This is a genomic window from Streptomyces sp. V4I2 (genome assembly GCF_030817655.1).
Lineage (GTDB): Bacteria > Actinomycetota > Actinomycetes > Streptomycetales > Streptomycetaceae > Streptomyces > Streptomyces plumbiresistens.
On record NZ_JAUSZM010000003.1, the window covers coordinates 8,951,359 to 8,966,193 of the forward strand.

14 protein-coding genes are annotated in these 14,835 nt (G+C 71.9%); 11 read left to right on the plus strand and 3 right to left on the minus strand.

Annotation, left to right across the window (positions count from 1 at the left end):
* Positions 1-22: 22 nt before the first annotated feature.
* Positions 23-739: a DUF6250 domain-containing protein gene (locus QFZ76_RS41865; protein ID WP_307678566.1), complete on the plus strand. Its 717-nt coding sequence runs from the start codon at positions 23-25 to the stop codon at positions 737-739.
* Between the two features lie 145 nt (positions 740-884).
* Positions 885-1,670 carry an SGNH/GDSL hydrolase family protein gene (locus tag QFZ76_RS41870; protein ID WP_307680287.1) on the plus strand — a complete coding sequence of 262 codons (786 nt, stop codon included), beginning with the start codon at positions 885-887 and terminating at the stop codon, positions 1,668-1,670.
* A gap of 130 nt (positions 1,671-1,800) precedes the next feature.
* On the opposite strand, the gene QFZ76_RS41875 is transcribed toward QFZ76_RS41870, so the two are convergent.
* Complete coding sequence (locus tag QFZ76_RS41875; protein ID WP_307678567.1) at positions 1,801-2,412, minus strand: TetR/AcrR family transcriptional regulator; 612 nt, start codon at positions 2,410-2,412, stop codon at positions 1,801-1,803.
* A gap of 119 nt (positions 2,413-2,531) precedes the next feature.
* Positions 2,532-3,710 (minus strand): glutamate dehydrogenase, encoded by a 1,179-nt coding sequence (locus tag QFZ76_RS41880; protein ID WP_307678568.1) that lies wholly within the window; start codon positions 3,708-3,710, stop codon positions 2,532-2,534.
* Between the two features lie 146 nt (positions 3,711-3,856).
* Between QFZ76_RS41880 and QFZ76_RS41885 the strand changes: the two genes are divergently transcribed.
* The 6 genes from QFZ76_RS41885 to QFZ76_RS41910 all read left to right on the plus strand — a co-directional run bounded on the left by QFZ76_RS41885 (position 3,857) and on the right by QFZ76_RS41910 (position 10,516).
* Entirely contained in the window at positions 3,857-5,122 is a 1,266-nt protein-coding gene (locus QFZ76_RS41885; protein WP_307678569.1) for an MBL fold metallo-hydrolase, read from the plus strand.
* A gap of 1,086 nt (positions 5,123-6,208) precedes the next feature.
* Positions 6,209-8,422: a sensor histidine kinase KdpD gene (locus QFZ76_RS41890; RefSeq protein ID WP_307678570.1), complete on the plus strand. Its 2,214-nt coding sequence runs from the start codon at positions 6,209-6,211 to the stop codon at positions 8,420-8,422.
* Positions 8,423-8,490: 68 nt separating this feature from the next.
* Entirely contained in the window at positions 8,491-8,925 is a 435-nt protein-coding gene (locus tag QFZ76_RS41895) for a roadblock/LC7 domain-containing protein (RefSeq protein WP_266450442.1), read from the plus strand.
* Positions 8,926-8,927: 2 nt separating this feature from the next.
* A complete protein-coding gene (locus QFZ76_RS41900) occupies positions 8,928-9,299 on the plus strand; it encodes a DUF742 domain-containing protein (protein WP_053755441.1) in 372 nt (123 codons plus the stop codon).
* Positions 9,277-9,876, plus strand: coding sequence for an ATP/GTP-binding protein (locus tag QFZ76_RS41905; RefSeq protein ID WP_307678571.1), 600 nt, complete (start codon positions 9,277-9,279; stop codon positions 9,874-9,876). The genes QFZ76_RS41900 and QFZ76_RS41905 overlap by 23 nt, the downstream gene beginning before the upstream one ends.
* A 61-nt stretch (positions 9,877-9,937) precedes the next feature.
* Complete coding sequence (locus QFZ76_RS41910; protein WP_307678572.1) at positions 9,938-10,516, plus strand: GAF domain-containing protein; 579 nt, start codon at positions 9,938-9,940, stop codon at positions 10,514-10,516.
* A 42-nt stretch (positions 10,517-10,558) separates the two neighbouring features.
* Here QFZ76_RS41910 and QFZ76_RS41915 read toward each other — a convergent pair whose 3' ends face one another.
* Positions 10,559-11,164, minus strand: coding sequence for a GPP34 family phosphoprotein (locus QFZ76_RS41915; protein WP_307678573.1), 606 nt, complete (start codon positions 11,162-11,164; stop codon positions 10,559-10,561).
* A 410-nt stretch (positions 11,165-11,574) separates the two neighbouring features.
* On the opposite strand from QFZ76_RS41915, the gene tdh reads away from it, so the two are divergent.
* The 3 genes from tdh to QFZ76_RS41930 all read left to right on the plus strand — a co-directional run bounded on the left by tdh (position 11,575) and on the right by QFZ76_RS41930 (position 14,808).
* Positions 11,575-12,603: an L-threonine 3-dehydrogenase gene (gene tdh / locus QFZ76_RS41920; protein WP_307678574.1), complete on the plus strand. Its 1,029-nt coding sequence runs from the start codon at positions 11,575-11,577 to the stop codon at positions 12,601-12,603.
* A 71-nt stretch (positions 12,604-12,674) separates the two neighbouring features.
* Positions 12,675-13,874: a glycine C-acetyltransferase gene (locus QFZ76_RS41925; protein ID WP_307678575.1), complete on the plus strand. Its 1,200-nt coding sequence runs from the start codon at positions 12,675-12,677 to the stop codon at positions 13,872-13,874.
* A 31-nt stretch (positions 13,875-13,905) separates the two neighbouring features.
* Positions 13,906-14,808 (plus strand): LysR family transcriptional regulator, encoded by a 903-nt coding sequence (locus QFZ76_RS41930; protein ID WP_307678576.1) that lies wholly within the window; start codon positions 13,906-13,908, stop codon positions 14,806-14,808.
* Positions 14,809-14,835 lie beyond the last annotated feature (27 nt).

The following is a 14,835-nucleotide window of genomic DNA, read 5'->3' on the forward strand; positions in this document are numbered from 1 at the left end:
CTCCCGGAAGGAGCCGTCTCCCGTGACGAGCACGCGTAGAGCATTCGGAGCCCTGGCCGCAGGCGCCGCCCTGGCCGCCCTCGCCCCCGCGACCGACGCGAGCGCCACGCCCCGCCACCGCCGGCTGATCGCCCACGACGACTTCCGTCACGGGCTCGGCCAGTGGGCGGTGGAACTCGAGAAGGGCGGCACTGTCACCGCCTCCCGCGGGACCCTGGAGGTCGACGTGCCCGCCGGCGCGACGGTCTGGTTCAAGAAGCGGCTCGAAGGGCCGTACGTCCTGGAGTACACCGCCACGCCGGTGTCGGCGGGCGGGGTCAACGACCGGGTCTCCGACCTCAACAACTTCTGGAACGCCGTCGACGTCCGTTCCCCCGACGACCTCTTCGCCACCCGGCGGAGCGGGGCGCTGGCGGAGTACGACCACCTCAAGACGTACTACGTCGGCTACGGCGCCAACACCAACACGACGACCAGGCTGCGCCGTTACGTCGGTGAGGCGGGCGTCCGGCCGCTGGTGTACGACTACACCGAGCCGCTGCTCGTGGCGAACGAACCGAACCGGGTCCGGATCGTCTCCGACGGCTCGGGAGTCCGGTGGTGGGACAACGGGCGGCTCGTCTTCGACTACAGCGATCCTCAGCCGTATACGAGCGGGCACTTCGGCTTCCGGACCACTTGGAGCCATTTCCGGATCAGTGGATTCCGGGTGTGGCAGTTGCCGCCTCAACAGCGCTGAGAAGAGGGCTATTCCTGGTTTGACCAATCCTTGAAGAGTGGCTTATCTCACCGCACGTCAACCCTTTCCTACGGTCGCGTAGCTCACATCCGAAGGGGAATCATGGGCCGACGTGGCAGACGATTCGAAGAATGACATCAGATCAGTGATCGGGTCGTACGTGGCGGTGGGGGACAGCTTCACCGAGGGCGTCGGCGACCCCGGTCCCGACGGGTCGCTCGTCGGCTGGGCCGACCGGTTCGCGGTACTGCTCGCGGACCGGCGGCCCGAGGGCGACTTCGACTACACCAACCTCGCCGTGCGCGGGAAACTTCTCGACCAGGTCGTGGAGGACCAGCTTCCGCAGGCTCTCGAACTCGCCCCCGACCTGGTCTCCTTCTGCGCCGGCGGCAATGACATCCTGCGGCCCGGCACCGACCCCGACGAGGTCGCCGAGCGTTTCGAGCAGGCGGTGGTGCGGCTCACCGCAGTCGCCGGCACGGTGATGGTGACGACCGGATTCGACACCCGTGGCGTGCCCGTGCTCAAGCGTCTGCGCGGCAAGATCGCCACCTACAACGGACACGTGCGGGCCATCGCCGACCGCCACGGCTGTCCGGTGCTCGACCTGTGGTCCCTGAAGAGCATTCAGGACCGGCGGGCCTGGGACGGCGACCGGCTCCACCTGTCGGCGGACGGGCACACGCGCGTGGCGCTGCGTGCGGGCCAGGTCCTCGGACTGGAGATCCCGGCCGACCCGGAGCAGCCCTGGCCGCCGCTGCCGCCGCGCGGCACGCTGGAGGTCCGGCGGGACGACGTGCACTGGGCGCGCGAGTACCTGGTGCCGTGGATCGGCCGCCGGCTGCGCGGGGAGTCGTCGGGCGACCACGTGACCGCCAAGGGCACGCTGTCGCCGGTCGACATCAAGACGCGGATCGCTTCGGTGGCTTGAAGGTCTGCGGAAGATCTGCGGAGGCGCGGGGGTTTGGGTGCCCGGTGCGGGCCGGCCTACGGGCGGCACGCACCGGGCACTCGCCTTGTGGCCCGCGGTGGGCTCGTGCGGGGCAGGGGGCTCGGCGCCCCTACGTGGTCAACGCCTCCCGCGTCAGCCCCAGTTCCCGGGCCAGCGCCTCGTCCACCCACTCCTGCGCCCGGGACCGCGACACCGCGCCCGGGTACGACGTGAGCTGTACGGCGAGCCCGTCCAGCAGGGCCGTGAGGCGCAGGGCCGTGCCGCTCGGGTCCGGGCAGGGGAACTCGCCCGCGGCCACACCCTCGGCGATCACCTCGGCGAGGGCCGCCTTCCACCGGCGGTCGAGGTCGCGGGTGACCTCCTGGAGCGCGGGCTCGCGCAGCGCGGCCGCCCAGCCCTCGATCCACAGCCGCCAGCCCTTGGCCTGGCCCGTCGGGGCGTACCAGCGCACGGCCGCCCGCAGCCGGCGCAGTGCGGTGGTGCGGCGGGCGAGCAGTTTGGACAGATGGGCGAGGTCGTCCTCGGCCGCGTACGTGAAAGCGGCGGCGACCAGCTTCTCCTTCGTGGAGAAGTGATACAGCACCAGCGCGTTGCTCACACCGAGGACCGAGGCCACGTCGGCGATCCTGACCGCCGCCACGCCCCGCGCCTCGATCTGCTCGATGGCGGCCCGCAGCAGCTCCTCGCGCCGCTCGGCCACGCTCAACCGCACTCTCGCCACGCCGTCACCCTAATCCGTGGCTCTGTGCGCTGCCGGAGAGAGGTCGTTTACCGGCCGAACCGCCCGCGACCTGGTAGCGCACCTGAAACGACCGTTCGCGCCGAGGGGCGGGCACCTCGCTACCGGTACCAGCCGAACCGCTCGGCGATCACCGGCAGCCGGTCCGCGACGATGGCGTGCGCGGCCGCCCGCGGGGTCGTGCCGTCCCGCTCCGCACGGGCCAGCATCTGCTCGACCAGGGCACGCATCGAGCGGCGTGTGTGGGCGAACGCCGAGGCCGCGTCGGCGTCGATGTCACCGAAGAGCGTCCACCACCACCAGGCGTTCGTTCCTGAGTTGACGACCACGTCCGGCAGAACGGTCACCCCGCGCGCGGACAGCAGTTCCTCCGCCTCAGGGAGGACGGGCATATTGGCCGCCTCGACGATCCAGCGGGCCGTGACCAGCTCCTGGTTGGTGGTGTCGATCGCGTACGAGACCGCCGCGGGCACCAGCACCTGCGCGCCGGCGCACAGCCAGGCGTCGCCCGGCAGTTCACGGTCGCCGGGGCGCAGGACGGACCGGTCCACCGTGCCGTAGGCGTCCCGCGCCGCGAGCAGGGCCTCGACGTCGAGGCCCGCCGGATTGGCGATGGTTCCCTTGATGTCGGCGACGGCCACGACCGTGAGCCCCGCGCGCGTGAGGAAGCGCGCGCTGGCCCCGCCCATGGTGCCCAGGCCCTGCACCGCGACCCGCGTTCCCGCATACGCCACCCCGGCCCGGTCCAGGGCCGTGAGCACCGACTCCGCCACCCCGCAGCCGCCGACCAGTTCGTCGAGGCCGATGCCGTCCACCTCGACCGCGAAGGCGTCCGCGAGCCGCCGCCGGGCCGCGGCCTCGTCGTCGAGCAGCGGATACACCGCCTGGACGGAGGAGACGAGCCCCGCCTCCGAGGCCGCCCGGTCCACCAGGTCCTGGGTGAGGCCGAGATCCTCGCCGGTGGTCCACAGGCTCTCGACGTACGGTCGCATGGCTCGCAGATAGCGGACCAGCAGGTCGTACGCACCCGGCTCCCGGGGATCGCAGTCGATGCCGCCCTTGGCGCCGCCGAGGGGGATGTAGCGGCCCTCGGGGTTGTAGTGCAGGGCCTCCTTCATCGTCATGCCGCGGGCGAGTCCGGTGACTTCGTCCAGGGTGCAGCCCGCGCGCATGCGCAGCCCGCCGCTGGAGACGCCGCGCACCAGCCGGTCGACGACCAGGAAGCCCTGGCGGCCGGTGAGGTGGTCGGTCCAGGTGAGCGACATCAGCGGGGCGGTCATGCGGTCTCCTCAACTGAACGGTGAGTCAGTATCCGAAGGATGGCCGTGTCCTGTCAACGCACACAATGGACCGGTGGTGGTAATCCGGCTGTCAGAGGGGGTGCCCATAATGGAAGGCCTCACCGACTCCACCTTGGAGGTACACCGTGACCGGTTTCCGTTCCCCGAGCTCCGGGCTTCGCGCGCTGCGGCCCGCGGCCTTCGGTGCGGACCCGAGCGGTGAGCGCCTGGCGCGCATCCGCAGATCGCCCCACTTCAAGGACGGGGTCTTCCAGAATCCCGGAGGCACCGCAAGCACCCGGCCCTCCGCTTCGCCGGTGGAGCTCGCGAAGGGCTACTTCGACAAGGACGAGCGCCCCCGCCGCGCCCCGAAGGGCACCGTGCCGGTGCACGCCACCACGCTCGCCGACATCGCCAGGCCCCCGGCCACGGGGCTGCGGCTGACGTGGATGGGGCACTCCAGCGTGCTCGCGGAGATCGACGGGCAGCGGGTGCTCTTCGATCCCGTCTGGGGCGAGCGCTGCTCCCCGTTCCCCTTCGCCGGCCCCAAGCGACTGCACCCCGTGCCCCTGCCGCTGGCCGCGCTCGGCCCGGTCGACGTGGTCGTGATCTCCCACGACCACTACGACCACCTCGACATGCCCACGATCAAGGCACTGGCCGGCACCGACACGCTCTTCGCCGTGCCGCTGGGGGTCGGTGCCCACCTGGAGCACTGGGGGGTGTCCGCCGACCGGCTGCGTGAACTGGACTGGAACGAGGCGACGAAGGTCGGCGGCCTCACCCTGACGGCCACCCCGGCCCGCCACTTCTGCGGCCGCGGTCTGCGCAACACCCAGCACACGCTGTGGGCCTCCTGGGTCGTCGCCGGCGACGAGCACCGGATCTACCACAGCGGCGACACCGGGTACTTCGACGGCTTCCGGGACATCGGCGCCGAGCACGGCCCCTTCGACGCCACGATGATCCAGATCGGCGCGTACAGCGAGTACTGGCCGGACATCCACATGACCCCCGAGGAGGGGATGCGCGCCCACCTCGACCTCCAGGGCGGCCGGCCGCACGGCGTGTTCCTTCCGATCCACTGGGCCACCTTCAACCTCGCCATGCACGCGTGGGCCGATCCCGGCGAGGGCACCGTCGCGTCCGCCCGCGGGGTGCAGGCCCCGATCGCCCTGCCCCGGCCCGGCGAGCCCTTCGAGCCCACGGCCGAGACCGTGCCGACCGAGCCGTGGTGGCGGAGTGTGGCCACCCAACCAGCGGGCGGCTGGCCCGCAGCCGACGTGCTGACCGAGGCGGCGATCAAGACCTCGGCCGACTCGGCCGCCCGGGAGCAGGCCGGTACGACCGGTGAAGTGCCGGAGGGCACGGGTGACGGGAGCGGTGAGCCGGAGGCTGTTCCGGCGGGCTGAGGGGCGGGGGCGGGACAGCCGCGGGCGGCTCGCGCCGACATATGGCTGCTGCGGCTTGCCCGCCGAGGGCGGGTAGGCCCGGTTGGTCGGGATGGGCGGGGCCTGGTCACTGGATGACATCGCGGCCTACTCGGCCCAGGGGCTGAGCAGGCCGGGTGAAGGGCGAGCCGGCGCGTGAGGCGGGGCCGTTCGCCACGGGGGCCTGGGTCCCCTTGGAGTGGGTGGCCGGTCTGCGCAGGGGCTGAGCAGGGCCCGGTGCAGGGCGAGCCGGCGCGTGAGGCGGGGCCCTCCCGTACGGGGCCCGGGCCCTTCGGGACGGGCGGCTGGTCTGCACAGTGCAGGTTGCCGAGTCGCGTGGAGACGCGGCGGCTGCGCCGTGCCCACCGGCGACTGGGCCACCTGCGGGGCGCGTGCTCATCGGCGAAGGTGACACCGCTGCCGTCGTTCCAGGGTTCGCGGGAGGGAGCGAACACAGCGGTACCAGTGGCCTGTTGGCAGGTCCGGCTTCGGTGTGCGGTCAACCGAGGGCAGGGGCAGGCGACTTCGCCGGACGCGAGGTGATCGACATTCCGTGCCTGCCCGGTCGCGAAGTGGCGCGTTCGCCCACAATTGCGTCTGGGCACATCCACGACGAGAAGTGCCTCGCGGACGGCTCATTCGCTACGGAGCGTGAAGCTCCTGGGGGTGCTCACGCGGCCCTGCTCGGTCGATTCCCGGATCGAGGGAGACCGTCGGTCGACGCACGCGGCTTCGGTCGAGGGGAGGGACACCTCGACCCCGCAGTCCGTTTGTGACCGGCCCTGACCAGTGTCGATCGACTCTGGTCTTGATGAGGACGGGCCGAGGAGGTGGTTATCGGTCTGTCGTACGAGGCCTCATACCAGAGCGGGATGCTGTCCGTGGGAGTTTGTCAACTGCCCACCGCACATGATGCGTTGCCGACTACTGTCAGTGTCCGTCGGGCGACGCAGGGCTGGAACGTTCGGTTCTGTCGATCGACACCCGCATGCGCGTGCCCGCGTACGCCCCCGACATGTGCAGCAGCAGGGCAATCAGGCCCGACGGACCAGTACGACGAGGACACCGATGTCTCACCTCCGCGCCCCGGCCGCCCGCGCAGACCGCCGTGAGGGCGGGCGGCACGGCCGGCCGGCCGCCCGAGCCGTTCCCGTGGTGCCCGACATCCACATACGGTCCCAGTTGCTGCGTCTTGCCGTGCTGCCGCCCGTCGCCGTCGCCCTCAGCGCCTGCGCCGCCGTCCTGTTCACCGTCCGCTCCACCGGTGCCCGGCCCAGCCTGACCCTGTGGTGCGTGCTCGCCGGGGCCGTCTCGGTGACCTGCGCGGGCATCCTGATCTCCGCCGTGGCCGCCGACCGCGCCGCCCACTCGGTGAGCGAGCGCATCGGTGCCCTGCGGCGCAGCAGCGCGCGCGGCGAGGCCGACCTGCGGGCGCTGGTCGAGGCCTTGCGCCGGGGTGAGGGACCGCCGCAGCGCAAGCCGCGCAGCGGACCGCCCGAGGACGCCGACGACTTCGAGCTGCTTGCCACCGACCTCACCCGGGCCCACGACGGCGCCGTCACCGCCGTCGTGCAGGCCGCGCAGCTCTCCAGCCAGGCGGGCAGCGAACAGAAACTCGAGGTCTTCCTCAACCTCGCCCGGCGCCTGCAGTCGCTGGTGCACCGCGAGATCTCGATCCTGGACGAGCTGGAGAACGAGATCGAGGACCCCGATCTCCTCAAGGGCCTCTTCCACGTCGACCACCTCGCCACCCGCATCCGCCGCCACGCCGAGAACCTCGCCGTGCTCGGCGGGGCCGTCTCCCGCCGTCAGTGGAGCAACCCGGTCTCCATGACCGAGGTGCTGCGCTCGGCCATCGCCGAGGTCGAGCAGTACTCGCGGGTCAAACTCGTGCCGCCGATCGACGGCACGCTGCGCGGTCACGCCGTCGCCGACGTGATCCACCTGCTGGCCGAACTCGTCGAGAACGCCACGGTGTTCTCCGCCCCGCACACCCAGGTGCTGCTGCGCGCCAACCTCGTCACCTCGGGGCTCGCCGTCGAGGTCGAGGACCGAGGGCTCGGCATGCCCGTCGGCGAGCAGAGCCGGATGAACGCCCTGCTCGCCGACCCGGATCAGGTCAACGTGGCCAGCCTGCTGGCCGACGGCCGCATCGGGCTGTTCGTCGTCTCGCAACTCGCCAAGCGGCACGGCATCCACGTCCGGCTGCAGACCAACATCTACGGCGGTGTCCAGGCCGTCCTCGTGGTGCCGCAGGCGCTGCTGGGCACGACACCGGGCGCCCCTGGAGCCGTACCGCGCCCGCCGGACGCCCCGGCGGGCGGGGCCGGGCCGTCCGTGCCGCGGCCGCAGCAGCATCAGCGGCCCGCGCCGCCCGAGGCAGGGCACCGGATCACGCCGGGCGCCCCGATCGCGCCGCCGGCCCCGCCGCGCCCTCAGCAACGGGAGACGCCGCGGCCCCGACAAGGGGAGACCGCGCCGCCCATGAAGAACGGCGGTGCACCGGCGCCGCCGCTGCCCGTGCGCGGGGCCCGCGAGGATCGGCCCACCCCGGCGGAGGCCGTACCCGGCGTCCGGCCCGACCACCGGCACCTCGTCGCGGAGCACACAGCCACGCCGCCCACCCCGCGCAACGGCGCCGTGCGCGGCACCATGGGCAAGCCTCAACTGCCCCGGCGCCGGGCGCAGGAGCACATCGCGCCCCAACTGCGCGACGGGCCGGCGCCCCGCCAGGAATCGGAGTACCTGGCCGGACACGACCCGGGCCTGATGGCGGCCTTCCAGCGGGGCATCGGCCTGGCCGAGGCCCAGCAGCACCTGGAGGCGGTGTCCGGCGACCCGAGCACACCGCCCACGGCGTCGCCCATGGGGTCGACCAGCTTGGGCTCGGCCACCGTGGAGCCCGCGCACACGACGCCCGCGCACATGGAGGCCGCGCACATGGAGCGGACCGGCATGGAGCGGACCGGCATGGAGCGGACCCACATGGAGTCGCCCCACATGGAGCCGCCCCCCATGGACCCCGTCCACACGCCTGTGCCGCTTCCCGGGACGGGGGCGGTGCCCCGCGCGCCCCTGGACCTCGGCCACACGGACGTCACCGACATGGCCGCTCCGCCCTCCATGGACGTACGGCCCATGGATCCGTCCCACATAACCGAGGCGCGCCCTGCGCACGGACCCGGGTCGCACGGCCTACGTGGCCCGCGGGACGCCGGGTCCGCACCCGGCCTCGACCTCGACCACACCACCCGGCACGACGGGAGCGCACCCGCCGGATGACCATCCCCGCATTCACCCCACCCCCCAGCGCTCCCGCAGACCTTCGTACCTCAAGGAGTCGATCCACCATGGCGAGCGAAGCGCCGACCGGCCATGCATCCGATCTCGACTGGCTGATGAGCGGCCTCGTGCAGCGCGTACCGCACACCACCAGTGCGGTTCTCCTCTCCTGCGACGGGCTGGTGAAGTCGGTCCATGGCCTCGACCCCGACAGCGCCGACCACATGGCCGCCCTGGCCTCCGGCCTCTACTCCCTCGGCCGCAGCGCCGGCGTCCGCTTCGGCGACGGCGGTGACGTCCGCCAGGTCGTCGTCGAACTCGACGCGACCCTGCTGTTCGTGACCACCGCGGGATCCGGCACCTGTCTCGCCGTGCTGGCCGGCCGCGAGGCCGACGCTGCGGTGCTCGGCTACGAGATGGCGATGCTGGTCAAGAGCGTCCGCCCCTACCTGGTGACCGCTCCTCGGCAGCACGCCGTCGAACCGTCGGCGCTGAGGCCTTGAGCGTGACGGCGGCCGGCGACGGGCCCTGGCTCGACGACGCGGCCGGACGGCTGGTGCGCCCCTTCACGGTCAGCAACGGCCGTACCCGGCCCACCATCGCGCTCGACCTGCTGTCGCATGTGATGGCCACCGGAGCCACCCCCCTCGGCTACCTCGGCCCCGAGCACGCGCAGGTGCTCGACATGTGCCGCGCGCCCGTCTCGGTCGCCGAGGTCGCCGCCCATCTGAAGCTGCCGGCGGTGGTCACCAAGGTGCTGCTGTCGGACCTCGTCGACTGCGGGGCGCTGACCACCAAGCCCCCCGAGTTCACCCACAACCCGACAGACCGGGCCCTTCTGGAGGCAGTGCTCGATGGACTACGACGACAGCTCTGACCCCTTCCCCACCGCACTGAAGATCCTGGTGGCGGGAGGGTTCGGAGCAGGCAAGACGACCTTCGTGGGCGCGGTCAGCGAGATCGCGCCCCTGAGCACGGAGGAACTGCTCACCACGGTCAGCGCCGCGACCGACAGCCTCGACGGCATCGAGAACAAGGTCGAGACGACGGTGGCCATGGACTTCGGCCGCATCACCCTCGACCCGGAACACGTCCTGTACCTGTTCGGCACCCCCGGACAGGAGCGGTTCTGGTTCATGTGGGACGAGCTCTCCGAGGGCGCCCTCGGCGCGGTCATCCTCGCCGACACCCGGCGCCTGGAGGACTGCTTCGCCGCCGTGGACTTCTTCGAACAGCGCGGCCTCGGGTTCATCGTCGCGATCAACGAGTTCGACGGATCGTACCGCTACGACCCCGAGGAGGTCCGAGCCGCCATCGATCTCGACCCGCAGATCCCCGTTGTCCGCTGCGACGCCCGGATCTCCAGCTCGGGGGTGCAGACCCTGCTCACCCTCGTACGGCACCTCATCGCCCACAGCCCGGCCATCGCGCCGAGCCACGGCGCCCACATGTGACCCCCGCACACCCCGCAACGGAGCCGCATATGACGTACGTCCACAGCGACGGAGCCCGCCCATGAGCTACGACCTGCCCCGCCCGGCCGGTCGACTGCTGCTCACCCCCGAGGACAAGGAGGCGCCCGCCCGTGTGCGACGGCTGCGCCGACTGGGGCTGGGAGAGCATCCGGAGCCCGCGCTCGACGCCTTCGCGGATCATCTGGCAGAGCGCACCGGAGCGGCGTACGCCATGGTCAACTTCATCGACGAGCACCGGCAGTTCTTCGCGGGCCTGCGCGTTCCGGACGTCCGACCTCGTGCGAACACCGACGAAGAGGCGAAGCCGGAGATCGGCCGCTCCATGGAGCGTGACCACGGTTTCTGCCCCCATGTCGTCGTCCGGCGCAAGGCGCTGGTGCTGGAGGACGTGCGCGACTATCCGCGGTTCGCCGGCAACCCGGTCGTTGACGAGTTCGGGATCCGTTCCTATCTCGGGGCGCCCCTCATCGACACCACGGGGATAGTGCTGGGCACTGTGTGCGTGGCCGACATCGAGCCGCGGGCCTGGGGGAAGGCCGGCCTGGAGGCCATCAAGTGGACGGCGGCGGACCTGGTGGGCCGGCTGGAGCGGCGGGAGGCCGACGGGCTTCTCTCCTAGGGCTCCTGGGGGACGGGCTTCTCCACCGGGGGATGTCCGGCCTCACAGTCCTCGCCAGATGTTGTCGAAGGCCGCGTCCTCGACGGTCCGCCGCTGCCGCACGCCGTCCAGTTCCGTCAGCGCGTCACCGACCGTGGCCAGCACGGTCACGACCGCCTCGTCGGTGAGCTCGGGAAAGCCTTCGGCCGGTTCGTCGCGGATCCCGAGGGCGGCCGTCAGGGCGGCGAGCACGGGTTCGTCCGACACCCGGCGGTCCTCGGCGCGGCGCCGGTCCGGCGAATCGACCAGCGTCTTGCGGCCGGTGCGGACGGGAAGCAGGCGACCGCGTTCGCGGCTGATCAGTCCTTCCGTCTCCAACTGGGCGAGATAGGCCGCGGACAGTCCACGGCCCCGCCGCCACAGCCACTCCTCGGCCGACTCGTACGGCTCCTGCCGGACGACCGACGCCGCGGCCTCGTCCAGCAGACGGTCGCCCGTCGCCGGTTGCGAACCCGGCACGATCCGGTCGCCGTCCAGGGTGAGGGCGCTCGCTCCGAGGAGGTCGACGAGTTCGGCGCCCGCGAGGGCGAGTGACAGATCGCCCTGCTCGACGGGACGGTCCGTCTCCACGTCCATGGTGACGATCAACAGGTCCCGCGCTGTGGTCATGGGGTGGCTCCCTATGTGTCGGCCGACTCGGGGCGGCGACGTCAGGCCCGGTCCGCCCGGGGCTGTCGCCCACGGGTGGTGCGGGCCGCCGTTCCGGGGCCGAGTGTCGCACGAGGGCCGTGCGGTGCGGGACACGGCTGCGCCGGACGGCGGTGGCGGCCGGATTCGGGGCCACCGAGTCGCTGCGCGCGTGAGGTGTCGTACGAGAGGTGCCCCCGTTGGATGGGGGAACTGGCCGCTGCTTCGAGCGGGGCGGCGGGCGTGAAGCGGAGCTGTGGCGCCGCTTAAGAAATCCTCGATGGACCGGGGAGCCGCCGTACGGCAGATTGCTACGCGATTCCACCCCTCTCCCCGGACCGGGCCGCTTCGGTATGCCCGGTGCCGGGGACCCACGCACAGGAGCCGTAGCGTTGAAGGCGTTGGTCAAGGAGAAGGCGGAGCCGGGACTGTGGCTCATGGACGTGCCCGAGCCCGTGGTCGGACCCGGGGACGTACTGATCAAGGTGCTGCGCACCGGTATCTGCGGCACCGATCTGCACATCCGGTCCTGGGACGGCTGGGCGCGGCAGGCGGTCAGCACGCCGCTCGTGCTCGGGCACGAGTTCGTCGGCGAGGTCGTCGGGACCGGCCGTGACGTCACCGACCTCAAGGCGGGCGACCGGGTCAGCGGTGAGGGCCACCTGGTGTGCGGCAGGTGCCGCAACTGCCTCGCCGGACGGCGGCACCTGTGCCGGGCCACAGTCGGGCTCGGCGTCGGTCGCGACGGGGCGTTCGCCGAGTACGTCGCCCTGCCCGCCGCCAATGTGTGGGTGCACCGCGTCCCCGTCGACCTCGATGTGGCCGCGATCTTCGACCCGTTCGGCAACGCCGTGCACACCGCGTTGTCCTTCCCACTGCTCGGCGAGGACGTCCTGATCACCGGTGCCGGGCCGATCGGACTGATGGCCGCCGCCGTCGCCCGGCACGCCGGGGCGCGGAACGTCGTGATCACCGACGTCAGCGAGGAGCGGCTGGAGCTGGCCCGCAAGATCGGTGTGAGCCTCGCGCTCAATGTCGCCGAGTCGGCCATCGCCGACGGGCAGCGCGAACTCGGCCTGCGCGAGGGCTTCGACATCGGGCTGGAGATGTCCGGCCGCCCCGAGGCCATGCGCGACATGATCGCCAACATGACGCACGGCGGCCGGATCGCGATGCTCGGTCTGCCGGCCGCGGAGTTCCCGGTCGACTGGGCCCGGATCGTCACCTCCATGATCACGATCAAGGGCATCTACGGCCGTGAGATGTTCGAGACCTGGTACGCGATGTCGGTGCTCCTGGAGGGCGGCCTCGACCTCGCCCCCGTGATCACCGGACGGTACGGATACCGCGACTTCGAGGCGGCGTTCGCCGACGCGGCGAGCGGCCGCGGCGGCAAGGTCATCCTCGACTGGACCGCGTAAGTCACCCGGATTCTTCCCGGCTTCCTCCCGGATTCTTCCCGGCTTCTTCCCGGATTCTTAGGAGTTTCCCCATGTTCGACTCCGTGCGCGACGACCTCCGCGCCACCCTCGACGAGATCCGCACCGCCGGTCTGCACAAGCCCGAGCGCGTGATCGGCAGCCCGCAGTCCGCGACCGTGAACGTCACCGGGGGCGGCCGCCCCGGCGAGGTGCTCAACTTCTGCGCCAACAACTACCTCGGCCTCGCCGACCACCCCGAGGTGATCGCCGCCGCCCACGAGGCACTGGACCGCTGGGGCTACGGCATGGCCTCCGTGCGCTTCATCTGCGGCACGCAGGAGGTGCACAAGGAGCTGGAGGCGCGGCTGTCCGCCTTCCTCGGCCAGGAGGACACGATCCTGTACTCCTCCTGCTTCGACGCCAACGGCGGTGTGTTCGAAACGCTGCTGGGCCCCGAGGACGCGGTGATCTCCGACGCGTTGAACCACGCCTCCATCATCGACGGCATCCGCCTGTCCAAGGCTCGCCGATTCCGCTACGCCAACCGTGATCTGGCCGATCTGGAACGGCAGTTGAAGGAGGCCACCGAAGCGGGGGCCCGGCGCAAGCTGATCGTCACGGACGGCGTCTTCTCGATGGACGGATATGTGGCCCCGCTGCGCGAGATCTGCGACCTCGCCGACCGCCACGACGCCATGGTCATGGTCGACGACTCCCATGCGGTCGGCTTCGTCGGCCCCGGCGGCCGCGGCACGCCCGAGCTGCACGGCGTCATGGACCGCGTCGACATCATCACCGGCACCCTCGGCAAGGCGCTCGGCGGTGCCTCGGGCGGTTACGTCGCCGCCCGCGCCGAGATCGTCGCCCTGCTCCGCCAGCGCTCCCGGCCGTACCTCTTCTCCAACACGCTCGCCCCGGTGATCGCCGCCGCCTCCCTGAAGGTGCTCGACCTGCTCGAATCGGCGGACCACCTGCGGATCCGGCTGGCCGAGAACACCGCCCTGTTCCGCCGCCGGATGACCGAGGAGGGCTTCGACGTCCTGCCCGGCGACCACGCCATCGCACCCGTGATGATCGGCGACGCGGCGAAGGCGGCACGCCTTGCGGAACTGCTCCTGGAGCGCGGGGTGTACGTGATCGGCTTCTCGTATCCGGTGGTGCCGCAGGGGCAGGCACGCATCCGCGTGCAGCTGTCCGCGGCACACTCGACCGAGGACGTGAACCGGGCGGTCGACGCGTTCGTCGCGTCCCGCGCGGAGCTGGAGAGCTGAGCAGCCCGGACATATTGCGATAATCGTTCGCATGATCGAAGCGCGGCGGCTCCACATCCTCCGTGCGGTGGCCGACCACCGCACGGTGACCGCGGCTGCCGCCGCGCTGTACCTCACGCCCTCGGCGGTCTCGCAGCAGCTGACCGCCCTGGAGCAGGAGACCGGCCACCGGCTGGTCGAGCGCGGCGCCAAGGGCGTACGGCTGACCCCGGCCGGCGAGATCCTGCTCAGCCACACCCACGTGGTCCTCGCCCAGCTGGAGCGGGCCGAGGCGGAGCTCGCCGCCTACGGCTCGGGCGCCGCCGGCACCGTCACCGTCGCCTCCTTCGCCACCGGCATCGCCCTGGTCGTGGCGCCCGCGGTGGCCCGCCTCGCCCAGTCGGCGCCCGGCATCCACCTCCGCGTCCAGGACGCCGAGGGCGACGCCAGCCTGCCGATGGTCCTCGACCGGCAGGTCGACGTCGCCGTGGCCGTCGAGTACCGCGGGGCGCCGCCCGCCGACGACCCCCGGCTGACCCACGTACCGCTCTACGCCGAGCCCTTCGATGCGGTGGTCCCCGTCACCCACCGCCTCGCCGACGCCGACGAGGTGCCCCTCGCCGACCTGGCCAAGGACCCGTGGATCGGCCCCTACCCCGGCAACCCCTGTCACGACGTGGTCGTCCTCGCCTGCGAGAGCGCTGGCTTCCAGCCCCGCCTCGAACACTCCTCGGACGACTTCCGCGCGGTCGTGGCCCTGGCCTCCGCCGACGCGGGCGTGGCGCTCGTACCGCGCTCGGCGCTCATCGGCATGGACCTCGCCGGTGTGGTCGTACGGCCCGTCGACGGTGTCGCGCCCACCCGCCGGGTCTTCGCGGCCGTCCGTCGGGGAGCCGAGGAGCACCCGCTGATCCGGCCGGTCCTCGACGCGCTCGGCGAAGCCGCCCAGGGGTAGGGAACCGGCCACGGGTCGAACGCTGTC

What these genes read in the sequence shown, in the direction of transcription:
- QFZ76_RS41880 (WP_307678568.1), bottom strand. Translation starts at nt 3,710, where the DNA reads ATGACCGCCCCGCTGATGTCGCTCACCTGGACCGACCACCTCACCGGC.
- QFZ76_RS41890 (WP_307678570.1), top strand. Translation starts at nt 6,209, where the DNA reads ATGTCTCACCTCCGCGCCCCGGCCGCCCGCGCAGACCGCCGTGAGGGC.
- QFZ76_RS41895 (WP_266450442.1), top strand. Translation starts at nt 8,491, where the DNA reads ATGGCGAGCGAAGCGCCGACCGGCCATGCATCCGATCTCGACTGGCTG.
- QFZ76_RS41905 (WP_307678571.1), top strand. Translation starts at nt 9,277, where the DNA reads ATGGACTACGACGACAGCTCTGACCCCTTCCCCACCGCACTGAAGATC.
- QFZ76_RS41910 (WP_307678572.1), top strand. Translation starts at nt 9,938, where the DNA reads ATGAGCTACGACCTGCCCCGCCCGGCCGGTCGACTGCTGCTCACCCCC.
- QFZ76_RS41915 (WP_307678573.1), bottom strand. Translation starts at nt 11,164, where the DNA reads ATGACCACAGCGCGGGACCTGTTGATCGTCACCATGGACGTGGAGACG.
- QFZ76_RS41925 (WP_307678575.1), top strand. Translation starts at nt 12,675, where the DNA reads ATGTTCGACTCCGTGCGCGACGACCTCCGCGCCACCCTCGACGAGATC.
- QFZ76_RS41930 (WP_307678576.1), top strand. Translation starts at nt 13,906, where the DNA reads ATGATCGAAGCGCGGCGGCTCCACATCCTCCGTGCGGTGGCCGACCAC.